We start from the raw sequence: 24,631 nt of genomic DNA, 5'->3' as shown, positions 1-24,631 counted from the left end.
ATCAGCGTCCCCCAAGCAAGCTTTTCTCGACTTTCAAGAACTGACTGCGTGAACGAGACATCATCGCGATCCGCTCCTCCGCCATCTTCTCTGCCGCCACGTGGGTCGGCACACCGTCGCGCTCTGCGATTTCGAAGACGCGCATCATGTTGTCGTAGATGAGCTCGACTTTCTTCATCGCCCGTTCTCGGTTGTACCCTTCGAGTTCGTCCGCGACGTTGATGACCCCGCCCGCATTGATGACGAAGTCCGGTGCGTAGAGGATCCCTTGCTCTTCTAATACGTCCCCATGACGGTCCTCAGCGAGCTGGTTGTTCGCCGCGCCGGCGACAATCTTGGCTTTCAGCTGTGGAATCGTCTTGTCGTTGATGACCGCCCCGAGCGCGCAAGGTGCGAAGATGTCGCACTCGACCGCGTAAATCTCATCTGGTTTGACGACCGTTGCCCCGAAGTCTGTCTCGGCCCGTTTGAGCGCCTCTTCGTTGATATCCGTGACGACCAAGTGAGCGCCTTCTTCATGAAGGTGGCGGCATAAGTTATACGCGACATTGCCGACTCCTTGAACGGCAATCGTCTTACCTGCGAGTGAGTCCGAACCGAACTTCCACTTCGCTGCCGCTTTCATGCCACGATATACGCCATACGCCGTCACCGGCGACGGGTTGCCGCTTGAGCCGAACGCCGGGCTGACGCCGGTCACATAATCCGTCTCCATATGGATGAAGTCCATGTCGGCCACGGACGTATTGACGTCCTCGGCCGTGATGTAACGGCCACTAAGCGACTGGACGTAACGCCCGAACGCCCGGAACAGCGCCTCGGACTTGTCCGTCTTCGCATCGCCGATGATGACCGCTTTACCGCCGCCGAGGTTCAAACCGGCAGCCGCGTTCTTATACGTCATCCCTTTAGCGAGTCGGAGCACGTCTGTTAGCGCCGCCTCTTCCGAGTCATAGTTCCACATGCGCAGCCCACCGAGAGCAGGTCCGAGTGTCGTATCGTGAATCGCGATAATCGCCTTCAAGCCTGACGCTTGATCTTGGCAAAAGACGATTTGTTCGTAGTCCTCCGCTTGCAAGACGTCAAAGATCCGAAAACGTGGTTCGATATTAGTTTCCATCATGGATGATTCCTCCTAGGAAGTGGTTAGTTTTTTGCGTGCAACAATGCGAAAGCGAGCGAGTATAGCTTGGCCTCGGCCGTATCGGCCCGGCTCGTCAAGACAACAGGGGCAGTGGCGCCGACGACGATGGCTGCCACGCTTGCCCCCGCGAAGTACATGATTGACTTATAAAGGACGTTGCCGACCTCTATGTAGGGTACGAGCAATAAATCGGCTTGGCCGGCAACATCGCTGTCAATCCCTTTTTGTTTGGCCGCGACCATGTCGACGGCATTGTCGAGGGCGAGTGGTCCGTCGACGACACAGCCTTTGATTTGGCCGCGCCTGTTCATTTGTGTGAGCAAGGCCGCATCGACCGTCGCCGTCATCTGTGGGTTGACGACTTCAACAGCGCCGATAGCTGCGACTTTTGGCGACTCGTAACCGATGTCTCGCATCGCCCCGACGGCGTTATGGATGATGTCCACTTTCTCCTCAAGCGTGGGGGCGATATGGATGGCCGCATCGGTCACCCCGATCAACTGCTCACGGTTAGGGATTTGGAACAAGGCGACATGACTGAGCGTTCTGCTCGTCCGAAGACCCGTCTCCCGACTGAGCACCGCCTTCATGAACGTTGACGTCGCGACCATCCCTTTCATGAGCACGTCGGCCTCACCATTTTTGACGGCGAGCGTCGCGCGCTTCGCAACGTCCGCCTCACCTTTCACATGCAAAATGTCGATGGCCGCCTCGTTGATGCCTTCGTCATCACATAAACGCTTAATCTCACGGGCATCCCCAATCAAGATGAACCGCGATAGACCGTGATCGGTTGCGAGCTTGACCGCCCGAATCACTTCCACGTCAGCAGCTCCGGCTATCGAGACGGTACATCCGTCCAACTGCTTCGCCTTTGCGAGCATCTGTTCAAAATTCATACGTGTCCCCCCTAACAATGCTTCATCTATATCTATGCAATTTACGTTCCAATATTGAAAGCGCTTTAAACTGTCGTTCATCATGCATTTTATTTCATACCATGCATTTTATTGCAGGTAATTTATTGCATACGGTCAAGCTTATTATACAATGTCCGAATCGAAATGTGTAAACGTCGTGCCGCTTCGGACTTGTTCCCGTCGGCCTCTTCGATTGCCCGCTCAATCAAATCACGCTCATAGCGGGCGACCGATTCTTGGAGTGTCGCCGTGTCCGTTTGTTTTGTCACCGTTCGGCGCGGGGCGAGTTGAAGATGATGCGGCGCGATTTCTTGATCGTTATTCGACATGTAGATCATCGCCCGACCGAGCACGTTTTCGAGCTCCCTGACGTTCCCTTTCCAGTACTGACTTTTTAGCAACTCGATCGCCTCCGCCTCGATTCCGTGCACGCTCCGTCCATATTCTTGATTCAATTTACGGATGATTCGTTCTGCGAGTGGTCGAATCTCCTCCAATCGGTCCCGAAGCGGCGGAATATAGATTGGCATGCGATTGATCCGATAATACAAGTCTTCACGGAACGAGCCGTCGGCCACTTTTTGTTCAAGGTCCGCGTTCGTCGCCGCGATAATTCGGACGTCGACCGGAATCGCATTCGTCCCACCGACACGGACGACTTCATGCTCTTGGAGGACACGGAGCAGTTTGACTTGCACGTCGAGCGGCAACTCCCCGATCTCGTCTAAGAAAAGCGACCCTCCGTCCGATTCCTCGAAGTATCCGACCTTCCCGCCACGCTTCGCCCCGCTGAACGCCCCGTCCTCATAACCGAATAGCTCACTCTCGAGCAACGTCGGTGAGATGGCGGCACAGTTGACGCGAACGAATTTTTTATACTTTCGCGGCGACTCACCGTGGATGGCATGGGCGAACAGTTCTTTGCCCGTACCGGACTCACCCCGAATCAGCACGGTCACCGGTGTGAGCGCTGCGAGACGGGCCTGTTCGATGACGAAGCGCATCGCATCGCTCGTGGCGATGATGTCTGAAAACTGATACTTCGCTTCCAGGTTTCGAATCCGTGTCTTCGCTTCTTGCAGTTCGTCACGGAGCGCCCGAAGTTGCGAGACGTCTCGGATGACCCCGACAGAACCCCGTAGCTTCCCTTCCACGATAATCGGTTCGGCGTTGACGAGGATGTCACGCCGCGTCGCGCCGATTTGCATCCGAATGTCGCGGACGCCTTTACCGGTCGACAACACTTTTAAATGCACGCTCTCTTGCATCCCGATATCGGCCGTCGCCGGCTTATCGACGACGTCCTCTTTCTTAAATCCTGTAAGACGCGTATAGGACGGGTTGATTAAAATCGTATTGCCGTGATGGTCCGCCACCGAGATCGCTTCGCTCGTGCAATCGATGATCGCCTCGAGCATCTGTTGATTCTGTTGCAACCGCTCGACCACGACGCGGATGAACTCACCCGGTAAGACGACCGCCTCCGTGAAGTGTGCCTTCAATTCATGGAACGTCTCATTTTTCCCCGTCGTCTCGATGACGAAGTCCACTTGTTTTCCCGCACAATCGCGCCAGTCACGTTCGACTCGAATTCCCCGACTTCGTGCAAGCTTCAGCCCCTCGGCCGATTCGGCCGAATCGACGACCGCGACGATCCGCACGAGCGGCGAATCGAGCAACATCTTCAATACTTCCGTGCCGCCTTTTCCGGCCCCGACAATGAGCAGTCGTTTCTTCATTGAACCATTCCCCCATTTCTCTATCTGCATTCATGCTACTGAAACCCGTCACGTTTCGCAACTGCCGTAAAAAGACCGTGTCGGGCCGCCCCTTTTCTGTTAAAATAATGAGTGGAAAAGGAGGAGATACTATGCGAGTCATCGCGCTTCTAATCCTAATCGTCCCTGGCCTGCTCGGTGTATATGGAATCAAGCTGTTACGTGACAGTTTCTTCTTGAAAACGAGCGCCCCGTTCTCATGGATTGAATCGGTCGCGGCCGCTTCGATGCTACAAGGGACGTTCGGATTGTTGATCGCCATGGGCGGAATCGGGTTCGTCGCAGGCTATATCTTCAACCGTGATAAAAAAACTGGAAAAGTCCCTATAGATTCTTAATCATCCGGACGCACAAAAAAAGGTTCCCTAACTTGACTTCATTTCAAGTGCGGAACCTTTTTATTCATATTGAATTGTGATCACTACGGATGATCTCCTCTCATAACTTACTGCACTTCATGTGACATGATTCACCAATGGTCTTCTTAATGAAGAAGTTTGAAAGAAACTAGTAACTGCCGTCTTGCGTGAACGGAAACGTACCCATTCGAGTTACTAACGGTTTTTCATCGGGTCATGTCCAACCATCCATCGTGAAGTCGAACGCTTGCCATAAACTGTTCAACGGTTGACAACACTCCTTTTGGTCAACTGAACGATTTGTTTTCCCTGAAACGATCCCTAGCTTCGAATCGAATTCAGAACCACCTCGCGAATGAGCGAACGTCGCGACCTCTCGTCGGGACGTATAGGCGATTTGAGATGTCGTTCCCACCTCTGAGCTATTAACGGATAGCGGTCCGAGATGATTTCTTGCTCTAACCTGTTCCGGAACAGATTAGAAAGCGTTCATCTGACGCTCGTCCAAGTAACTTGGTACACCTTTATTATAACAAGCTCGCGCTGAATTGCAAGCGCTTTCTTTAACAAACTAAAAGAAAAGTCAGAGGAGCCCCTGACCTTTCATTGTTGCTTCAATGACTGGTACGTCACAAAATAAGAGATGAACTCGGAGTTTTTAGGACTCCGTTCCCGTTCCGGTCGCCCGTTGAACATCTCATGGTCGCGCATCCCGTTCTCCCATGCCGTCTTGATGGCATGACGCATCGCCCGCTCGACGCGTGACGACGTCGTCTCATGCTTTTTGGCCACCATCGGATAAAGTTCCTTCGTGATGAGGCCGAGCAACTCTTGTCGCTCGCGCACGTAGATGACAGCTTGACGAATATATTTGAATCCTTTGATGCGCGGTGAGATCCCGAGCTGTTGCAGTAAGAGTGAGATATCGAGTTCTTCCGGCGACATCGCCTCGAACTCACGATTCGACCCGGCGGCCAATTCTCGAATCTTAGCAATCAATTGCTGAATATTGAACGGTTTGACTAAAAAGTATGAAGCACCGAGTTGAACGGCTTGTTTTGTCACTTCGTCTTTCCCGAACGCACTGAGCATGATCACCTCAGGCTTTGCGTCTGCCAATTCATCTTGCAGGCGTTCTAATACGCCAATCCCGTCCAAGTGCGGCATGATGATGTCGAGTAGTAACACGTCCGGTTGGTGTGTCTTGACGACGTCTAAGCACGCCTCGCCGTCAAAGGCGGTCCCGACGACCTTCAAATCGGTCTCGGTCTCAAGTTGGCGGGTCAACAAATCGACGATTTCTCGATTGTCGTCCGCGATGCATAATGTAATCAATTAAGACACCCCTTCAATGAACTTCCGTTTTAATTGCAACGACATGTCGAGCAGTTCCTCTACATGTTGTTTCGTCAACTCTGTCATCTGCGGTCCGGCAATCATGCGTCCGAGCTCGTCAATCCGTTGTTGACGGTCGAGTACGCTCACGTTCGTTTTCGTCCGTTCGTCCGTCTCCGACTTCGTAATGTAGAGGTGTTGGTCTGCCATGGCAGCGACTTGTGCTAAATGCGTGATGCAGAGCACTTGCGAGCCGACCGAGAGGCGGAAAATCTTCTCCCCCATCGCTTGCGCGACGCGACCCGACACACCTGTATCGACTTCGTCGAAGATGATCGAGGCGACGCCGACCGTCCGAGAGAAAATCGATTTCAGCGCGAGCATGACCCGTGACAGTTCTCCACCAGAAGCGACCTTCGCGAGCGGTTTGAACGGTTCTCCGACGTTTGTCATCATGTAAAACTCGACTTGGTCGAGGCCGTCTTGTCTAAACGCACCTTCTTTGAACCGGACTTCGAATCGGGTCTTCTCCATGTATAACTCTTGCAGTTCGCGATGAATCGCTTGCTCGAGCTCGGTCGCAGCTCGTTTCCGGGCTGCCGACAAGGCAAGCCCGCTCTCACGCACATCGACCTCGAGTCGCTCGAGCTTTTCGGTCAGTTCTTGCAAATGTTCTTCCCGATTCGTCATCGATTTTAACTCTTCGGCCACTTTTTCTCCGTATGCGATGACTTCATCGATTGTGGCGCCATATTTTCGTTTCAATTGTTGGAACAAGGCGAGCCGTGTCTCAATCTCATCGAGACGGATTGGATCGAACTCGAGCGAGTCAAGCTGGTCCCGAAGTTGGAACTTTGCATCCTCGAGTAAGAAATAAGCGTTTGAGATCGTCTCGGCCATCGGTGAAAGTGACGTCGAGAGCGTCGACGCCTCTTCCATCTCCCGCATCGCGACGCCAATTTGATCAAGGCCGCGCGACTCATCCGCGACCGCCTCATATGACAACCGAACGTGCTGATGGATCCGTTCGAAGTTGGCGAGCTCGTCCCGCTCTTCCGTGAGCGCCTGTTCTTCCCCGACTTGCAGAGCGGCGGCCTCGATTTCATTCGTCTGGAAGGCGAGCAAATCCATCCGTTGCGCCAGCTCCTGCTCGCTTTGACTGAGCCGTTTCAGTTCGCTCGCGACATCGTTCCAAGCCTTATACGCTTCCCGATACTGTTCGAGAAGCGGCGCGACGTCTCCTTCCGCAAAGCTATCTAAAATGCCGAGATGATACTCAGCGTCCATTAAATGTTGATGTTCATGCTGCCCGTGAATGTCGACGAGTTGTCGTCCGAACTCACGAAGCGTCGAGAGTGGCATCATCTTACCGTTGACGCGACAAACACTTTTGCCGCTACTATGTAAATCACGACGCAAGATGACCGTCCCGTCCTCAATCTCAATTCCGTATTGCGATGCCGCCTCGAAAATCGGATGTCCGGCTTCCACGATGAACAACCCTTCGATTTCCGCCTTGTCTTGACCGTATCGGACGAACTCGCTCGAGCCACGCCCCCCAACAAGCAGTCCTATCGCGTCGAGCAAGATCGATTTACCCGCCCCGGTCTCACCGGTAAGGACCGTCATCCCTCGATTGAAGTCGATGTTCAACTCGTCGATGATCGCAAATTGTTTGATCGATAGTTCTGCTAACATACGTCCATTCACCTCATAACATTCCGAGTAGTCGCTCGATGATTTGTTTCGCTTGTCGTTCATCGCGGGCAATCATCAAAATCGTGTCGTCCCCGCAAACCGTCCCAATCAATTCATCCCATGACAAGTGGTCAATCAAAACGCCAATCGCATCTGCGTTCCCCGGTAACACTTTCATGACGACCAAGTTTTGAGCCGAATCGACCGAGACGAAACTGTCCCCGAGGATCCGTTTCATCTTCCCGTACGGATTGAAGCGTTGGTCGGCCGGGAGGCTATATTTATACCGTCCATCGTTGAGCGGCACTTTGACGAGATGGAGCTCTTTGATGTCTCGTGATACCGTCGCCTGCGTCACCGGATAGCCGGCACGGTGTAATTCGTCAACCAGTTCGTCTTGCGTCTCGACTTCACGATTCGTGACGATCTCTCGAATTTTAATCAAGCGCTGTCCTTTGTTCATACTCGCTGACACCTCATTTTTCGTTTCACATACTCATGTTCATTCTAAAGTATTGTCGAAAAAAGGTCTAGCTTTCGGCGAACGATTTCAAACGGCTCGGCACGCATTAGAAAAACCTGCAGACAAGCTGCAGGTTACACGTTTTTCTTCAGTTGTGCGTGCGCGGCGTCGATGACGGCCGGCACGTCAATCGTCGGGTCGATTCCTCCGACATCTGTGAGGCGGGCAAACAATAAAAATTCAATATTGCCGTCCCCCCCGGTGATTGGTGAGTAGTCGAGCCCTTCGACGTGGAATCCTTCCGACGCGAAATACCGGACCATGTCGTCGACGACACGCTCGTGGACAGCGCGGTCGCGGACAATCCCTTTTTTACCGACGTCCGCTTTTCCGGCTTCAAACTGAGGTTTGACGAGCGCCATGACAACACCGTCCGGTTTCAAAATCTGTTTGAGCGGCGGTAACATCAATCGAAGCGAGATGAATGAGACATCGATCGTCGCAAAGTCCGGTGCGTCTTTAAACTGGTCAGCCGTCGCGTGGCGGAAGTTCATCCGTTCCATGACGACGACGCGGTCATCGCTCCGGAGCTTCCACGCCAATTGATTGTACCCGACGTCGACGGCATACATCTGCTGCGCCCCGTTCTGTAGGGCACAGTCGGTAAAGCCGCCCGTCGACGACCCGATATCGAGCCCGATTTTACCAGACACGTCGAGCGGGAAGACGTCGAGCGCTTTCTCGAGCTTCAACCCGCCGCGGCCGACGTATGGGAGAACTTGCCCCTTCACGTCGAGCGGGATGTCATCGAATACTTTATCGCCCGCCTTGTCGAGCCGTTCCGTGCCACTATAGACGAGGCCAGCCATGACGGCTCGCTTCGCCTTCTCGCGCGTCTCCGCTAAACCACGGTCGACGAGCAGTACATCTAATCTTGTTTTCTTTCTTTTTTCCATAGTTCCTCACACATTCTGTCGATTTGTCGCTTGGACGAATTGCTGAACCGATTCAGCGATTTGTGACGGCCTGAGGCCAATCTCTTCAAGAAGTTGATTGACGCCGCCATGCTCGATGTAACGGTCCGGGATGCCAAGCCGTAATACACGCGGGAACTGTCTCGCGTCACTCGCATGCTCAAGCACGCTACTACCAAATCCTCCGGCGAGCGCCGCTTCTTCAAGTGTGACGAGCGGGATGCCTTCCTCGTAAAGTGAGGTGAGCATCACATCATCGAGCGGTTTGATCGTCCGACAGTTGATGACGCGGACGCTGAGCGTGCCAGCGAGCTGCTCACGGACTTCAAGGGCGTCTTGCACTTGCGGACCGAACGTCAAGATGGCGACGTCCGTCCCTTCCGCTTCGACTTCCCAGACGTCGAGTGGAATTTCGTTCAGCGCGCCGCTCATCGGCACGCCGATCCCTTCCCCGCGCGGGAAGCGAATCGCGATTGGGCCATCGTCATAGCGCAAGGCCGAGTAGATGAGCTGTTGCAATTCTTCTTCATCTTTCGCCATCAGGATGCGAATATTCGGCACGTGGCGCATGAACGCGATGTCAAACACGCCTTGATGCGTCTCCCCATCGGCCCCGACAAGTCCTGAACGGTCGATCGTGAAGACGACGTTCAAGTTTTGACGACAGATGTCGTGCACGAGTTGGTCATACGCACGTTGGAAGAACGTCGAATAAATCGAGACGACCGGTTTCAACCCTTGCGTCGCCTGACCACCCGCGAGCGTGACCGCATGCTGTTCGGCGATTCCGACGTCAAACATACGCTCAGGAAACTTCTTCGAGAAGCAATCGAGCTTCGACCCGACACTCATCGCCGGCGTGATTAACGTCACGCGTTCGTCCGTCTCCGCGACTTTCGTCACCGTTTCCGCGACGACTTTCGAATAGCTCGGTCCTTTCACTTTGCCTTTAATCACTTCGCCGGACTCGATTTTATACGGCCCGAGCCCGTGCCACGTACCGACGCCGTCAAGCTCTGCCGGACGGTAGCCCTTCCCTTTTTTCGTGATGACGTGGACGATGACAGGACCGTCGATTTTTTTCGCATACTCGAGCGTCTCGAGCAAGTCTTTCAAGTCGTGTCCGTCAGCCGGTCCAAAGTAGGTGAACCCGAGCTCTTCAAAGAACGTCCCTGGAATGAGCGCTGATTTCAACATATCTTTGACCCGTTCACCACTCCGTTCAAGCGGTCCCCCGACAATCGGGATGTGCTTGATGAGCGACTCGATTTCTTCCCGCGCATGCTTAAGTTTACGCGAAGCGCGCATCCGACCGAGCATGTTATGCATCGCCCCGACGTTCGGGGCGATTGACATCTCGTTGTCGTTCAAGATGACGATCACGTTTTGTTTCTCGGCACCGATGTGGTTGAGCGCCTCAAGCGCCATTCCGCCGGTGAGTGCCCCGTCCCCGATGATGGCGATGGCACGGTCTTCCGATCGCCCCTTCAATTCGTTGGCGATGGCAATCCCCATGGCCGCCGAAAGCGAAGTCGAGCTGTGACCGGTCTCCCAGACGTCATGGTCGCTCTCACAACGTTTCGGGAACCCGCATAAACCGTTGTACTGACGGAGTGTGTCGAACTGTTTCGTCCGTCCCGTCAAGATTTTATGCACGTAGGCTTGGTGACCTACGTCCCATACGAGCTGGTCTTTCGGACTGTCGAATACACGGTGCAGGGCGAGCGTCAATTCGACGACGCCTAAGTTCGGCGCCAAATGCCCTCCCGTTTCTGCCAATTTTTCAATCAAGAACCGTCGAATGTCAGCGCCAAGCGCTTCCATCTCGGGTACCGACATTCGCTTCAGGAATGACGGGTCTTGAATGGATGTCAAGTCCATGATGACCATCCTTTCTCCTATCTTATTACTGATTCGTACCTTACATTTTACAAGAATGTGTCCAAGGATGCCATACATTCACAAAAACAAAGGTGACACGATGTGCAATCGTGTCACCTTTGTCAATGGTTTCGTTTGACGATGAAGTCAAGCATCGCCTGTAAGAGCGGCGCCTTAACCGATAAAGACGTCAGTTCCGCCTCTGCCAACTCGACCTCTCGTGCGAGCGCAAGTTTCGCGCCGTCAAGGCCTAGAAGTTTCGGATACGTCGTCTTATCGTTGTGTTCGTCCGATCCGACTCGCTTCCCGATGACGGCCTCGTCACCTTCGACGTCCAAAATATCGTCTTGGATTTGGAACGCAATTCCGAGGTGTCGACCGAACGCCTTTAACGCTGCGCGATCGGACGGGAGGACGTCGGCTAAAACGGCACCCGCTTCAAGCGCGTAGACGAGAAGCGCACCGGTCTTCCGCTCATGAATCGACTGAAGCGTCTCAAGCGATACGTCGGCTCGTTTTTCTGCGAGCATATCGTCGAGCTGTCCACCGACCATGCCGCGACTCCCGGCAGCCTGACTGAACAAACCGATCAATTCGACCACTTTGTGTGCCTCGAGTTTCGTTTCGGCGAGGATGCGGAACGAATCGGTCAACAAGGCATCACCGGCTAATATCGCCGTCGCCTCGTCGAATTGACGATGGTTCGTCGGACGTCCGCGGCGGACATCGTCATCGTCCATCGCCGGCAAGTCGTCATGGATGAGCGAGTACGTATGCACCATCTCGAGTGCGGCGGCCACTTCGGCACCGAGCGAGAGCGGACGGTCATACGTCTCTAGGACGGCGTAGACGAGTGCCGGGCGAATTCGTTTCCCTCCCGCCTCGAGAGAGTACATCATCGCATCGTGAAGTCGATCCGGCATCGATTCGCGTTCATTGAATACGTCAAGCGAGCGTTCGACTTCGTGCTTCCACGATTGTAACGTCTTCATGCCGGACCTCCTTTCTCACGGAGCGTCCCGTCAAGTTCGAGAATCTCGTCCATCTTCTTCTCGGCTGCCGCGAGCTTCGCCTGACAGAAGGCGGATAAACGCACACCTTCCTCATAAAGTGTCATCGCTTCTTCCAGCGCGACGTCACCAGCCTCAAGCTTAGCTACAATGTCTTCAAGGCGGGCGAGTGCCGCCTCAAACGTCTGTTCTTCTTGTTTCTTCGCCATCGTGTCTCTCCTTCACTTCCGCGACGGCGTGACCATCTCGAAAGCGGATCGTCACGAGGCCGTCATGTAGTTGTTTGACATCTTTCACGTAAGAACCGTCTTGTTCGACGAGGGTGTAGCCGCGCGCCAACACGGCGAGCGGGCTGACGGATGCGAGCCGCCCCGTTAGACGAGCGAATTGGTCTGTCGGGCGCTCGAGAGGCCGGAGTCGGGCGAGCCGTTCTTCAAACTGGCCGAAACGGTCCTGTTGGGCCCGGAACACGTGTTGCAAGTTGCGGACATCTAAACGTTGGCTCGAATGGACGAGTTGATGCCGGGCCGTCGCCACTTGTTTCAACACGCCTTGCTCGAGCCGAATCTCCGCTTGCGAAAAACGTTCCCGCTTTTGAAGAATCGTATATCGCGGAGACTTCAGCCCATAGCTTTGTTGCATGCGTTCCACGCGTTCACGTAACGATGCCACTTGCGTCGTGACGACACGATGGAGTTGAAGTCCGAGCCGCTCCACATCTTTCCGCTGCGCCTCAATCGTCGCCGTGGCAAGTTCCGCTGCTGCCGTCGGCGTCGCCGCTCGGACGTCCGCTACGAAATCGGCTAGCGTGAAGTCCGTCTCATGACCGACGGCGGAGATGACGGGGATGTCCGATTCAAAGATCGCCTCGACGACCGCGTCTTCATTGAACGCCCATAGCTCTTCAATCGAGCCACCGCCTCGGCCGACGATCAAGACGTCACAGTCGGTCCGCTCATTCATCCAGCGAATCGCGTTCGCTACTTGCGGGGCCGACGTCGCACCTTGGACGGCGACCGGAGCGAACGTGATGGCGACGTGTGGAGCCCGACGTCTGAGCGTCGTGGCGATATCATGAAGCGCGGCGCCTTTTGGCGACGTCACGATCCCGATTCGTTCCGGGAAGGCTGGCAAGGGGCGTTTTCGCTCGTCGTCGAACCAGCCTTTGGCCTCGAGTTCGCGTTTCCTCGCCTCAAAACGTTCGTACAGTTGCCCAACGCCGTCTTGACGCATCAATTCGACGTACAACTGCACATCGCCGGTCGACTCATACATCGTCACACGGGCGACGACGATGACGTTCATCCCGTCCGTCGGGTCGAACGTGAGCGTCTTCGCATCACGTGCGAACATGACGGCTTTCATGCGCGACGATTCGTCCTTTAACGTGAAGTAACAATGACCGGAGGCGTAGCGCTTGAAGTTCGAGATTTCACCGATAACGGCGACTTGTTGCAACACCGGGTCCCCGTCGAGTTGACGTTTCACATAACGGACGACTTCGGAGACGGGAAGCGGATTAGCCACGAGACGCGACCTCGACGGTGTTGTGCATGAGCATCGTGATCGTCATCGGGCCGACACCACCAGGAACAGGGGTGATGGCACTTGCGACTTCCTTGACAGGCTCATAGTCGACGTCACCGACGAGACGGTTCTCGACACGGTTGACCCCGACATCGATGACGACGGCGCCTGGTTTGACCATGTCTTTCGTGACGAGACCGGCCCGACCGACAGCGACGATGAGAATGTCGGCCTGACGCGTCATCGCTCCAAGGTCTTTCGTCTTAGAATGACAGTATGTCACAGTCGCCGACTCATTCAAGAACAACATCCCGACCGGCTTGCCAACGATTTGACTGCGGCCGACGACGACGACGTGCTTACCGACGAGGTCCGTCTGCATTTTCGCGAGATGAAGAATCCCGTGCGGCGTGCATGGAAGCAACGTCTCGAGCCCGAGCATCATCTTGCCCACGTTTTCCGGATGGAAGCCGTCGACATCTTTTTCAGGCGAGATGCGCATGATGACGCGATTCTCGTCGATATGTTTCGGTAACGGCAACTGGACAAGAATCCCATGCAATTCCGAATCGTCATTCATCGAATCAATCAGTTCAAGCAATTCTCGTTCCGAAATCGATGCATCAAATCGAAGCACTTGTGAATCAATTCCAATCTCTGCTGCCGCCCGCTCTTTCCCGCGTACATAGCTGTGGCTCGCCGGGTCATCCCCGATAAGGACGACCTTCAGCTTCGGCACGATGCCTCGTGCGCGGAGCGCCGAAACGCGCTCTTTCAACGTCTCCCGATACGATGTTGCGATTTGTTTCCCGTCGATCACTACTGCCATCTCTCTCATCCCCCGTTATGTTAGGTTTCTCTGTAGTTGGTGTGGTGTCTTCTCTTTTAGTTGATTTACGCTTTGATGATATTGCCGAGTACGCCGTTGACGAGCTTCGCCGCTTCTTCGTCTGCGAACGATTTGGCGAGTTCAACCGCCTCGTTGATCGTGACACTTTCAGGGATCGTCTCGACGTAGAGCAACTCGTACGTCGCCATACGGAGAATCGTCCGCTCGACGTTTCCGAGTCGATCGAGGCGCCAGTTCTTCAAGTTCTCGACGAGCAGGGCGTCAATCTCTTCTTTATGCTCGAGCGTCTCCGTGACGAGTTGCTCATAGAACGGGTCAGACTCTGTCCCGTCGAGCGCGAACTCAATCGCGTCCTCGACCTCAAGATTTGATACTTCGATTTGAAAAAGCGTTTGAATCGCTTTTTCGCGTGCTTCATGACGTTTCATTCAGATACTCTCCTTTTGCTTGCTTTCATTGTGATAGTTTAGCATAAAGCACTCATAAATTCAGTACAAAAAACAAGGAAGCCCGAAATAATGTTCGGGCTTCCTGAAAGTCGTTATTTCGAGAGCGTCATTTCTTTTTCGACAAATTTCGTGTCGAACGAACCGGTTTTGAAACGCTCGTGCGCCATCACTTGCTGGTGGAACGGAATCGTCGTATGGATGCCCGATACCGTGAATTCATCGAGGGTCCGGAGCATTTTCGCAATCGCCTCTTCCCGAGTCGGGGCATGGACGATCAACTTCGCGACCATCGAATCATAGAACGGTGGGATGACGGCACCGGCATAGAGCCCACTGTCGACGCGGACCCCCATACCGCCTGGGATGATGTATTGATCGATCTTCCCAGCCATCGGCCGGAAGTCCGAGAACGGGTCTTCGGCGTTGATGCGACATTCAATCGAGTGACCGGAAAAAGTGATGTCTTCTTGCGAGATGGCGAGCGGGTGACCGAGCGCGACCTCAAGCTGCGCTTGGACGAGGTCAAACCCAGTGATCATCTCGGTCACCGGATGTTCAACTTGAATCCGGGTGTTCATCTCCATGAAGTAGAATTCGTTCACTTCCGGGACGTAGATGAACTCGATCGTTCCGGCACCTGAATACCGGATCGCCTTCGCCGCTTTGACGGCCGCTTCGCCCATCGCCCGTCTTGTCGCTTCGTCGATGGCCGGAGACGGCGCTTCTTCGACGAGTTTTTGCATGCGGCGCTGAATCGTACAATCCCGTTCGCCTAAGTGGATGACATTTCCATATTGATCGGCGAGCACTTGTACTTCGACGTGACGGAACGATTCGATATATTTCTCTAAATAGACATCGCCGTTCCCGAACGCCTGCTTCGCTTCTTTACGCGTCGCGCTGAGCCCTTTAATCAGTTCCGCTTCATCGAACGCGACACGAATCCCGCGTCCGCCACCGCCGGCTGTCGCTTTGATGATGACCGGGTAGCCGATCTCACGGGCGAGCTCGATGGCCTCCCCGTCCGTCACGACGCCGCTCGAACCCGGTACGACCGGGACGCCCGAGTCGATCATCGTCCGTTTTGCTTCGTCCTTGATGCCCATCTTTCGAATCGCATAACTGCTCGGACCGACGAACTGAATGCCGCACGCTTCGCTCATCTCGGCGAATTCCGCATTTTCCGCCAAAAAGCCATATCCCGGGTGAATCATCGTCGCATCGACCGCACAAGCGACCGATAAAATGTTCGGGATATTCAAATACGAGTCTTTCGACGGGTTCGGTCCGATGCAATACGCCTCGTCCGCGAGCTTGACATGAAGCGCCTCCCGATCTGCCTCCGAGAAGACGGCGACGGTCGGAATATTCAATTCTTTCGCGGCTCGAATGATTCGGACAGCGATTTCACCACGGTTTGCAATGAGTAGTTTCATAGCGACCTCACTTCACGCTGAAAAGCGCTTGACCGTATTCGACCAAATCACCGTCGGCCACGAGTACTTCGACGATTTCGCCACTGATTTCCGCTTCGACGTCATTAAACAACTTCATCGCTTCGAGAATACAGACGACTTGACCTGTCTCGACTCGGTCTCCGACGTTCACGAACGCTTCTTTGTCCGGTGCCGGGCGTGAATAGAACGTCCCGACCATCGGCGAGGTAATCGTTTTATAGGCTGGCGTGGCAACAGGTGCAGCCACTTCTTCCACGTCGTTCGTGACGACAGGTGCTGCAACCGGCGTGACCGGGACTGCGTGCGCGGCTTGTGTGACGACTTGTGGGACCGCCTCTTTTTTCAATGACAATTTAAAATCAGACGTCTCAAGTTCCATTTCATGGATTGACGTTTGATCGAGCAATTCCATCAGCTCTTTAATATGATCGATTTGCATGAATATACCCCCTGTTTATACCTGGTACTAAACTCTACTCTACTATAACTGGTCAGACCAGTGAATGCAACGACAAAAAAGCGGGTCCATTCCGAAGAATAGACCCACTTCATTTTACCCGTTATAACGGCCTGTGAACTCGCCTGTTCGTGTATCGACCGTGACTTTTTCACCTGGCTCGATGAAGAGTGGCACTTGGATGATGTGGCCCGTCTCGACCGTCGCGTTTTTCTTGACGTTCGATGCCGTATCCCCTTTGACGCCTGGGTCGGCTTCAACGATCGTCAAGACGACCGTCGTCGGGAGCTCGATACCGAGAATCTCGCCGTTGTAGTCCGCGATGCTCACTTCCATGTTTTCAAGCATGTATGGAAGGGCCGCTTTTACTTGTTCGCTCGTCAATTCGAGTTGCTCGTACGATTCGTTGTCCATGAACACGTACGTATCACCCATCGGATAAAGATACTGCATGCGTTTGCGCTCGATGTGAGCCCGTTCGATGCGTTCCCCACCACGGAACGTCGTTTCTTGGATCGCACCTGTGCGCAAGTTACGCATCTTCGTCCGAACGAAGGCAGCGCCTTTACCTGGTTTGACGTGTTGGAATTCGATGACTTGCCAAATTGAACCGTCTGACGTTTTGACCGTGAGGCCTGTTTTTAAATCGTTTACTGATACCATGTTGATTTCCTCCTAAATTCAGACGAGGCTTACGCCTCAATCGTGATTAACTCTTTTGGCGATTGCGTGAGACGAACACATCCGTCCTCCGTGATCACGACATCGTCCTCGATGCGGCAACCGCCGACACCCGCGATATAAATGCCCGGCTCAATCGTGACGACCATGCCCGGCTCGAGAATCGTCTCGGAGCGGAATGACAGCCCCGGCGCCTCATGCACTTCCATACCGAGTCCATGCCCGGTCGAGTGACCGAAGTACTCCCCGTAACCGGCATCTTTGATGACGTCACGCGTCAACGCGTCCGCCTCGATTCCTGAGATGCCGGCTTTCGTCCCGGCTACGCCCGCGAGCTGCGCTTTGAGCACCGTGTCGTAAATGTTACGCAGTTCGTCCGAGATATCGCCGACCGCGAGTGTCCGGGTGATATCCGAACAGTAGCCTTTGTAATATGCGCCGAAATCAAGCGTGACGAGTTCGCCCGCTTCAATCACCTTATCACTCGCTACGCCGTGCGGGAGCGCTGAGCGCCATCCTGAGGCGACGATCATATCAAACGATGATGAGTCCGCTCCTTGGCCACGCATGAACATCTCGAGTTCGTTCGCGACTTCTTTCTCGGTCCGACCTGGACGAATGAACGTTTGGATATGTTCGAAAGCCGCATCGGCAATCGCCGCAGCTTCCTTCATTATCTTAAGCTCTGCCTCATCCTTAATCAAGCGTAGCTTTTCCACAATTCCTGACGTCTCGACGAGCTCTGCCGTCACTTCCTTCTCATATGTCCGGTACGATCCGACCGTCATATCGTCTTGCTCGATTCCGAGGCGCTTCACCGACTCATGCGCAGCGATTTCAGCGACCGACTTGACGAGCGACGTCTTGAGTTCGACGATCGAATAGCCTTTCACTTGGCTCGCAGCTTGCTCTGTATAACGGAAATCGGTAATAAAGCTTGCCGATTCCGGTGTGATCAAGACGACACCGCTCGACCCGGTGAAGCCAGACAAATAACGGATGTTCTCTCGTTTCGTCACGAGTAGTCCGTCAATCCCGTTAGCGGCGAGTTCACGTTGTAACTTACTGACACGTTCAATCATGGCGATTCCTCCAATGTTCGATTAATGCGTGCAACGCGAGCGTATAACTCGTCAAGCCGAAGCCACTGATGACGCCGAGACAGACGGCGGCAAGCTTCGATTCATGCCGAAACGACTCACGGGCATGCACGTTCGAGATATGTACTTCGACGACAGGGGCGGAGATGGCCGCGATGGCATCTCGAAGCGCGATCGACGTATGCGTGTAGGCACCGGCATTGAAGATGACCCCTTCGTAATCGAACGCCTCGTGCAACGCATCGAGTAACGCGCCTTCATGATTCGATTGGACGAACGTGAGCTCGACGTCATCAGGCGCAACGAGCATCAACTCACTGGCTAACCCCTTCAATGATACGTTTCCGTACACGTCAGGTTCCCGTCTGCCCAGCAGATTCAAATTCGGTCCGTTCAACACAAGAATACGCAATCTACATTCCCCCTTCGTCAAGTCGCTTCTATTGTAACAAATTTAGACACAGTGCGTGAATCGAGTCACCTAAGGTTTCGTTTTTCGAACGAATCACGGTATAATTCAACTATACTACGGCTAGAATCGAGGAAATCGTATGACAACTAAACCATCCATCCCCGTCGGCGGGCAGGCGCTCGTTGAAGGTGTGATGTTCCAAGGACGGAGCGAGAGCGCTTCGGCGATCCGGCGTAAAGACGGGTCAATCGAGACGTTCAGTCAACCTCGCATCCTCGTGCCTTGGGTACAGTCTTTAAAGAAAGTCCCATTTCTGCGCGGCGTCGTCGCGTTATATGAGTCGTTGAAGAACGGCTCGGCCCACATGACGTTCGCGAGTGACCGCTACGATGTCGACCCGAGCGAAGATGCAGTCGAGAAACCCGAGAAAAAACAAAACATTTTTATGGTGCTCATGATTGCCATCGTCGGGGTCATCTCCTACGTTTTCGGGAAGCTTATCTTCAACGTCACCCCGGCATTATTGGCCGCCATGTTTCAAAGCGTGCCGGCATTGTCCGGACACGTGATTCAAAACCTCCTCGAAGGGGGAATAAAATTAGTATTACTGCTCAGTTATCTCTACTTGATTTCCTTGACTCCGCTCATCAAGCGCGTGTTTCAGTATCACGGTGCCGAGCATAAAGTCATCAATTGTTACGAGTCCGGTCGACCGATTACGGTCGAGAACGTTCGCGCGAGCTCACGACTGCACTATCGTTGCGGTTCGAGCTTCATCTTGTTCACCGTGTTCGTCGGCATCGGCGTCTATATGATTGTGCCGATTGACCCGCTCTGGGTCCGACTCGTCAGCCGCATCGCACTGTTGCCGGTCGTCATCGGCATCTCATTCGAAGTACTTCAATTCACGAACCGTTTCCGCGATCATCGTTATTTGTCGGTTCTCGGCAAACCCGGCCTCTCACTTCAGTTGTTGACAACACGTGAGCCAAACGATGAACAAATCCAAGTCGCCATCGAGGCGTTCGAGACGTGGGAGCGCGCCGAAACCGTTCAACCGGCCGTTAAAAGAGAGGGTTAAAGAGGAGGAAACGCCATGATCAGACAAAGAATCGGCTCGACCGCAGCGACCATCGTGTTCATCTTAGGCTTCATCGGTGTCGGGCACATGCTCGCGACCGACCCCGGTCGTTTGTTCAGACAGTTGCTTTTCATCGGTATTTTCGGGTTAATCTTTTATGTGATTTACAAAGTGTTCATGGCGCCTAAAATCTCGGCTGAAGACATGCGTTACCGCAAGACGGCCCAAGCCTCGAAAAAGCGGATGCAGCGTCCGAACAGCCCTCAAGTGAAACCTTCGGCGGCCGCGAAGAAAAAAGTGAAGCAAAAGCCTGGATCGAACGTGACGAAACTGTCAAAACGCCCGTCCTTGAATCGGACGGACAGACCGCAACTCACCGTCATCGAAGGCAAAAAGGGCAAGAAGAAGAAAAAAGCGAATATGTAAACAGGAGGCGACACAATCATGTGTCCCTCCTGTTTTTTAGTCCGTCTCCACGAAACCGATGTAAGGCAAGTTGCGATACTGCTCGGCGTAATCAATCCCATAGCCGATGACGAACTCATCCGGAATCTCAAAACCGACATAATCCGCTTCGAGTGTGACGAGACGACGGGCCGGCTTGTCGAGGAGCGTACAGATTTTCAACTCGCCCGGTTGATGGAGCGACATGTGCTGACATAAGAATTTCAGTGTTTGACCCGTGTCGATGATGTCTTCGATGATGACGACGTACTTGCCTTCGACATCCAAGTCGAGATCTTTTCGTAATTGGACGTTTCCGCTCGAGACTGACTTTTTGCCGTATGAAGACGCCGCGACCGTATCGAGTTGGACGCTCCCGTTCATCTGTCGCATCAAGTCAGCCGCAAACACCATCGACCCTTTAAGGACGGCAACAAGAACGATTGGCGTCCCCGCCGCATCCCGTTCAATCTGCTCTGCAAGTTCGCGCACACGGTGTTTAATCTGATCCTCATCAAATAATTTTCCTTTAATCTGAATATCCATCATGTCGGCGCATCGCGCGCCGTCACCCCCTCTTCAATCTATCCAGCCCCCATTCTATCACAACACTAGCAAAAAACCAGATGTTATTCTTAAATTTATTTTTAATGTTCGGTTTTAGAAGGGTATCTATCAAAAAAGGCACCGGTCCGACGACCGATACCTCACTTTCATGATTCATCTTGGGTGCGACGATGTTGCTGGAACTCATGAAACTGCTCCATCAATTCCGGCTTATCCTCGAAAAACTCCACGAATCTCGTCATACAGTCGAGGGTATCCGAACTCAAGTGATGCTCGATTCCCTCAACGTCTTCATAGACGTGCGCTTCGTCTGCTCCAATGAGCCGGAGAAACGATTCCAACATCGTATGGCGCTCGACAAGCCGCTTTCCAATCTTTTGACCTTTATGCGTCAACATGAGGCCGCGATATTTTTCGTAAACCAAATAGTCTTCTCGGTCGAGCTTTTGGACCATCTTCGTGACTGAAGAAGGGTGCACCCCTAAATGTTCCGCGATATCGGATACTCGGGCGTACCCTTTTTCCTCCATCAATAAATAAATTCGTTCTAAATAATCTTCCATACTCGGTGTCGGCATGGGCGTGGCCTCCCCTTCAGTTCCATTCTCCAATCTTTATTTTAGCGTAACGACCCATAAACCGAAAGCGCGAGGCGGAAATCCGTGAGTCAATCATTGTCTCATGACCTTATCTTCTTTATAATGAATGGTGGTAACTCAAGTAGAGAAAGGAAGAACAGTAATGGGAATCGAAACAATCCTCGTCATCATCCTATGGGGTGCACTCATCGCATACATCGTATGGCGCTTCATGCCAGCACGTGGTTTGAAAAAGATGAAGCAAGAAGAATTCCGGGCCTCGCTCCGAAAAGGACAATTGATTGATGTCCGCGAACCGAACGAATACAAAGGTGGTCACATCATCGGCGCGCGGAACATCCCCGTCGGTCAGATGAAATTACGCATGAAAGAACTTCGTAAGGACCAACCGATCCTCATGTACTGCCAAGGGAAGTCCCGGACGAACCAGGCGGCCAAGCTGCTATTGAAGAACGGATTCACGGACGTCTATATGCTCGAAGGCGGATTCAAGAACTGGAAAGGCAAAATCAAAAAAGATTAAGCCAAAACGGCCGATTCTCATCGCAGAGGATCGGCCGTTTTTTTAGGACGAGGTCCACTCTCTTGACGGGAGCGGGCCTCGTTTCATTGGTCAATTGATTGATGAAGGCTGTCGGTGCTCATATTTGAGCACTGGCTTCCGGGCAGCGAGCGTCTCGTCGAGTCGCTTGATGACGGTCGTATGCGGCGCCGTCTGGACGATTTCAGGATTCTCTTCTGCTTCCTTCACAATTTGGAGCATCGCGTCACAGAATGCGTCGAGCGTCTCTTTCGACTCGGTCTCCGTCGGCTCGACCATGATGCACTCCTCGACGTTGAGCGGGAAGTAAATCGTCGGCGGGTGATAGCCGAAGTCGAGCAAGCGTTTGGCGATATCGAGCGTACGGACGCCGAGCGCTTTTTGACGTTTGCCGGACAAGACGAACTCGTGTTTGCAATACGTGTCGTACGGCACGTCGAACGCGTCCTTCAATCGGGCGAACATGTAATTAGCGTTCAAGACGGCTTCACTCGACACGCGCGTCAATCCTTCCGCGCCCATCGTCTTGATGTAACTATACGCCCGGACGTTGATGCCAAAGTTTCCGTAGAACGGTTTGATTCGGCCAATCGACTGCGGACGGTCATAGTCGAGCGTGTAGCCCGATTCCGCTTTTCGGACGATCGGCGTCGGCAAGTATGGTATCAAGTCCCGCTTGACACCGACCGGACCCGATCCCGGTCCACCACCGCCGTGCGGTCCTGTAAACGTCTTGTGCAAGTTCAAGTGCACGACGTCAAAGCCCATATCCCCCGGACGGGCGATTCCGAGAATCGCATTCGAGTTGGCACCGTCGTAATACAGCTTCCCGCCCGCCTCATGGACGACTTTACTAATTTCGAGAATGTTCGCTTCGAACAAGCCGAGTGTGTTCGGGTTCGTCAACATGAGCGCTGCCGTGTCATCCCCGACTTTCGCTTTCAAATCGTCCAAGTCGACGAGACCACGCGCATCCGATTTGACCGTCACCGTCTCGAATCCTGCCACGACAGCGGAAGCGGGGTTCGTACCGTGAGCAGAGTCCGGTACGAGTACTTTCGTCCGCTGCATGTCCCCGTTATGATGATGGAACGCTTTAATGAGCATGAGGCCCGTCCATTCCCCGTGGGCACCTGCGGCCGGTTGAAGCGTCACTTCGTCCATTCCCGTGATTTCAGCGAGCTTGTCTTGAAGATCGACCATCATCTCGAGCGCCCCTTGAACCGATTCGACCGGTTGGAGCGGGTGGATGTGGGCGAAGCCAGGAAGACGTGCCATGTCTTCATTCACTTTCGGGTTGTACTTCATCGTACACGACCCGAGCGGATAGAAACCAGAGTCAACGCCATGGTTCCGCGTCGAGAGCGACGTATAGTGGCGCACGACGTCGAGTTCAGATACTTCCGGTAGCTCAGCCGTTTGTTTTCGAATCATCGATGCCGGTAGTAGCGACTCGAGGTCCACTTCCGGTACTGTCGGTGTCGGCAAGTTATAGCCGGTCCGGCCGGCACGTGACACTTCAAAAATGAGCGTTTGTTCTTGTTGCATCAGTTCATCCCCCCAACCACTTCAACAAATTGATCAATTTCCTCTTTCGTCCGGAGCTCGGTCGCACAGACGAGCATCTGTGTGCGGCGCTCCGCCTCATACGTCCCGAGCGGTAATCCGCCGATGATGCCATGGTCGAGCAAGTGGCGTGACACGTCGTCGGCGTCGACACCGAAATCGACGACGAACTCGTTGAACATCGGACCTTCATCAATCACGGCATAACCGGCTGCCTTCAATGACTCTTTCATGTAGTGCGCCGTCTGCATGTTGCGGACCGCCATGTCGCGAATCCCATACTTCCCGAGCGCCGACATCGTGATGGATGCAGCGAGGGCGTTGAGCGCTTGGTTCGAACAGATGTTAGACGTCGCTTTATCACGGCGGATATGTTGCTCCCGCGCCTGAAGCGTCAACACGAACCCACGTTTGCCGTCCTCATCGACCGTCTGACCGACGAGTCGGCCTGGCAGTTTACGCATGAGTGCCTTTTTGACGGCAAAGTAACCACACGATGGCCCACCGAAACTTTGAGGAATCCCGAACGGTTGCGCATCACCGACCGTGATGTCGGCCCCGAGCGCACCTGGTGATTCGAGTACGCCCAACGCGAGCGGGTTACTCGAGACGACGAAGAGCGCCCCCGCATCGTGTGCCGCTTTCGCAAGCGACGCCAAATCTTCGATTCGACCGTAGAAGTTCGGGTACTGGACGACGAGACACGAGGCATCTGTCAAATCGAGATCGCCCGACGTCAAGCCGTCGACGACCGGTGTGACTTCTACGTCAAGCCCTGGGCCGCCAGCATACGTCCGAATCACGTCTTTCGCTTCAGGATGGACCGCCCCCGAGACGACGATACGTTTTTTCTTCGTGTGGGCGCTCGCGAGATATGTTGCCTCAGCGAGCGACGTGATGCCATCGTACATCGATGAGTTGGCGACATCCATCCCTGTCAATTCACAAATCATCGTCTGAAACTCAAACATCGCTTGAAGTTCTCCTTGTGAAATTTCAGGTTGGTACGGCGTGTATGCCGTGTAAAACTCAGAGCGAAGCAACATATGGTTCATGACGCTCGGCGACAAATGATCGTACATGCCCGCGCCAAGGAAGCTCGGATGCGATTTCGTATGCATGTTTTTCTCGGCGAGTTTCGTCATATGACGGACGAGATCCACTTCAGGGAGCGGTGCCCCGATCGCTGACAGCGATGCCGACTCTCGTAATGAGGCCGGGATGTCTTCAAGCAAGTTATCAATCGACTCGACGCCGATCGTGTACAACATGTCACGCTCATCTTGTTCTGTCATCGGCAAATAGCGAAATTCCATTCTGTTCATTCTGAATCCCCCT

The 24,631-nt window shown here is 53.7% G+C and carries 26 protein-coding genes; 4 read left to right on the top strand and 22 right to left on the bottom strand.

What is annotated here, in order from left to right:
• Position 1: 1 nt before the first annotated feature.
• From KB235_RS07900 to KB235_RS07890, 3 genes are read right to left on the bottom strand one after another with little or no spacing between them, the layout of a single operon-like run.
• A complete protein-coding gene (locus tag KB235_RS07900; protein ID WP_034805959.1) occupies positions 2–1,123 on the bottom strand; it encodes a Glu/Leu/Phe/Val family dehydrogenase in 1,122 nt (373 codons plus the stop codon).
• 23 nt (positions 1,124–1,146) lie between these two features.
• Positions 1,147–2,124, bottom strand: coding sequence for a phosphate butyryltransferase (yqiS, locus tag KB235_RS07895; RefSeq protein WP_276514430.1), 978 nt, complete (start codon positions 2,122–2,124; stop codon positions 1,147–1,149).
• 41 nt (positions 2,125–2,165) lie between these two features.
• Positions 2,166–3,803 (bottom strand): sigma 54-interacting transcriptional regulator, encoded by a 1,638-nt coding sequence (locus KB235_RS07890; protein ID WP_211779310.1) that lies wholly within the window; start codon positions 3,801–3,803, stop codon positions 2,166–2,168.
• A 131-nt stretch (positions 3,804–3,934) separates the two neighbouring features.
• Between KB235_RS07890 and KB235_RS07885 the strand changes: the two genes are divergently transcribed.
• Positions 3,935–4,180, top strand: coding sequence for a DUF2627 family protein (locus tag KB235_RS07885; protein ID WP_034805950.1), 246 nt, complete (start codon positions 3,935–3,937; stop codon positions 4,178–4,180).
• 624 nt (positions 4,181–4,804) lie between these two features.
• Here KB235_RS07885 and spo0A read toward each other — a convergent pair.
• From spo0A to aroQ, 15 genes are all read right to left on the bottom strand, one after another.
• The gene (gene spo0A, locus KB235_RS07880) at positions 4,805–5,536 is read right to left on the bottom strand and encodes a sporulation transcription factor Spo0A (protein WP_211779309.1); all 732 of its coding nucleotides are present in this window, start codon (positions 5,534–5,536) and stop codon (positions 4,805–4,807) included.
• Positions 5,537–7,234: a DNA repair protein RecN gene (recN, locus tag KB235_RS07875; RefSeq protein WP_211779308.1), complete on the bottom strand. Its 1,698-nt coding sequence runs from the start codon at positions 7,232–7,234 to the stop codon at positions 5,537–5,539.
• A 13-nt stretch (positions 7,235–7,247) separates the two neighbouring features.
• Positions 7,248–7,697 carry a transcriptional regulator AhrC/ArgR gene (gene ahrC, locus KB235_RS07870; RefSeq protein WP_024371524.1) on the bottom strand — a complete coding sequence of 150 codons (450 nt, stop codon included), beginning with the start codon at positions 7,695–7,697 and terminating at the stop codon, positions 7,248–7,250.
• A gap of 134 nt (positions 7,698–7,831) precedes the next feature.
• Positions 7,832–8,653 (bottom strand): TlyA family RNA methyltransferase, encoded by an 822-nt coding sequence (locus KB235_RS07865; protein ID WP_034805945.1) that lies wholly within the window; start codon positions 8,651–8,653, stop codon positions 7,832–7,834.
• A 6-nt stretch (positions 8,654–8,659) separates the two neighbouring features.
• Entirely contained in the window at positions 8,660–10,552 is a 1,893-nt protein-coding gene (gene dxs / locus KB235_RS07860) for a 1-deoxy-D-xylulose-5-phosphate synthase (protein ID WP_211779307.1), read from the bottom strand.
• A 122-nt stretch (positions 10,553–10,674) separates the two neighbouring features.
• A complete protein-coding gene (locus KB235_RS07855; protein ID WP_211779306.1) occupies positions 10,675–11,544 on the bottom strand; it encodes a polyprenyl synthetase family protein in 870 nt (289 codons plus the stop codon).
• The gene (gene xseB, locus KB235_RS07850) at positions 11,541–11,771 is read right to left on the bottom strand and encodes an exodeoxyribonuclease VII small subunit (protein WP_034805943.1); all 231 of its coding nucleotides are present in this window, start codon (positions 11,769–11,771) and stop codon (positions 11,541–11,543) included. Before xseB ends, KB235_RS07855 begins: the two co-directional genes overlap by 4 nt.
• Positions 11,740–13,089, bottom strand: coding sequence for an exodeoxyribonuclease VII large subunit (gene xseA / locus KB235_RS07845; RefSeq protein ID WP_211779305.1), 1,350 nt, complete (start codon positions 13,087–13,089; stop codon positions 11,740–11,742). The genes xseB and xseA overlap by 32 nt, the downstream gene beginning before the upstream one ends.
• Positions 13,082–13,918 carry a bifunctional methylenetetrahydrofolate dehydrogenase/methenyltetrahydrofolate cyclohydrolase FolD gene (folD, locus tag KB235_RS07840; RefSeq protein ID WP_034805941.1) on the bottom strand — a complete coding sequence of 279 codons (837 nt, stop codon included), beginning with the start codon at positions 13,916–13,918 and terminating at the stop codon, positions 13,082–13,084. The genes xseA and folD overlap by 8 nt, the downstream gene beginning before the upstream one ends.
• A 65-nt stretch (positions 13,919–13,983) precedes the next feature.
• On the bottom strand, positions 13,984–14,367 hold the full coding sequence (gene nusB / locus KB235_RS07835; protein ID WP_024371517.1) for a transcription antitermination factor NusB: 384 nt from the start codon (positions 14,365–14,367) through the stop codon (positions 13,984–13,986).
• 113 nt (positions 14,368–14,480) lie between these two features.
• The gene (gene accC / locus KB235_RS07830) at positions 14,481–15,824 is read right to left on the bottom strand and encodes an acetyl-CoA carboxylase biotin carboxylase subunit (RefSeq protein WP_211779304.1); all 1,344 of its coding nucleotides are present in this window, start codon (positions 15,822–15,824) and stop codon (positions 14,481–14,483) included.
• A 7-nt stretch (positions 15,825–15,831) separates the two neighbouring features.
• Complete coding sequence (accB, locus tag KB235_RS07825; protein ID WP_034818107.1) at positions 15,832–16,284, bottom strand: acetyl-CoA carboxylase biotin carboxyl carrier protein; 453 nt, start codon at positions 16,282–16,284, stop codon at positions 15,832–15,834.
• Positions 16,285–16,398: 114 nt separating this feature from the next.
• Positions 16,399–16,965, bottom strand: a complete 567-nt coding sequence (gene efp, locus KB235_RS07820; RefSeq protein ID WP_024371514.1) for an elongation factor P — start codon at positions 16,963–16,965, stop codon at positions 16,399–16,401.
• Positions 16,966–16,994: 29 nt separating this feature from the next.
• A complete protein-coding gene (locus KB235_RS07815; RefSeq protein WP_034806041.1) occupies positions 16,995–18,062 on the bottom strand; it encodes a M24 family metallopeptidase in 1,068 nt (355 codons plus the stop codon).
• Positions 18,058–18,495, bottom strand: a complete 438-nt coding sequence (gene aroQ, locus KB235_RS07810; RefSeq protein WP_034805937.1) for a type II 3-dehydroquinate dehydratase — start codon at positions 18,493–18,495, stop codon at positions 18,058–18,060. Before aroQ ends, KB235_RS07815 begins: the two co-directional genes overlap by 5 nt.
• 139 nt (positions 18,496–18,634) lie before the next feature.
• Here aroQ and KB235_RS07805 point away from each other — a divergent pair, with 139 nt between their 5' ends.
• Both KB235_RS07805 and KB235_RS07800 read left to right on the top strand, forming a co-directional pair.
• Positions 18,635–19,576, top strand: a complete 942-nt coding sequence (locus KB235_RS07805) for a DUF1385 domain-containing protein (RefSeq protein WP_211779303.1) — start codon at positions 18,635–18,637, stop codon at positions 19,574–19,576.
• Positions 19,577–19,591: 15 nt separating this feature from the next.
• A complete protein-coding gene (locus tag KB235_RS07800) occupies positions 19,592–20,002 on the top strand; it encodes an SA1362 family protein (protein WP_034805933.1) in 411 nt (136 codons plus the stop codon).
• Between the two features lie 36 nt (positions 20,003–20,038).
• Here KB235_RS07800 and hpt read toward each other — a convergent pair whose 3' ends face one another.
• Entirely contained in the window at positions 20,039–20,566 is a 528-nt protein-coding gene (gene hpt, locus KB235_RS07795) for a hypoxanthine phosphoribosyltransferase (RefSeq protein ID WP_211780932.1), read from the bottom strand.
• Between the two features lie 167 nt (positions 20,567–20,733).
• On the bottom strand, positions 20,734–21,165 hold the full coding sequence (mntR, locus tag KB235_RS07790; protein WP_211779302.1) for a transcriptional regulator MntR: 432 nt from the start codon (positions 21,163–21,165) through the stop codon (positions 20,734–20,736).
• A gap of 163 nt (positions 21,166–21,328) precedes the next feature.
• Between mntR and KB235_RS07785 the strand changes: the two genes are divergently transcribed.
• Positions 21,329–21,709 (top strand): rhodanese-like domain-containing protein, encoded by a 381-nt coding sequence (locus tag KB235_RS07785; protein WP_081825815.1) that lies wholly within the window; start codon positions 21,329–21,331, stop codon positions 21,707–21,709.
• 90 nt (positions 21,710–21,799) lie between these two features.
• On the opposite strand, the gene gcvPB is transcribed toward KB235_RS07785, so the two are convergent.
• Together gcvPB and gcvPA are read right to left on the bottom strand one after the other, a co-directional pair.
• Positions 21,800–23,275: an aminomethyl-transferring glycine dehydrogenase subunit GcvPB gene (gene gcvPB, locus KB235_RS07780; protein WP_211779301.1), complete on the bottom strand. Its 1,476-nt coding sequence runs from the start codon at positions 23,273–23,275 to the stop codon at positions 21,800–21,802.
• Complete coding sequence (gcvPA, locus tag KB235_RS07775) at positions 23,275–24,609, bottom strand: aminomethyl-transferring glycine dehydrogenase subunit GcvPA (protein ID WP_211780931.1); 1,335 nt, start codon at positions 24,607–24,609, stop codon at positions 23,275–23,277. The genes gcvPB and gcvPA overlap by 1 nt, the downstream gene beginning before the upstream one ends.
• Positions 24,610–24,631: the final 22 nt, after the last annotated feature.

The sequence above is a fragment of the Exiguobacterium alkaliphilum genome (assembly GCF_018138125.1).
GTDB lineage: Bacteria > Bacillota > Bacilli > Exiguobacteriales > Exiguobacteriaceae > Exiguobacterium > Exiguobacterium alkaliphilum.
This window is presented reverse-complemented; position numbering and strand designations above follow the sequence as displayed.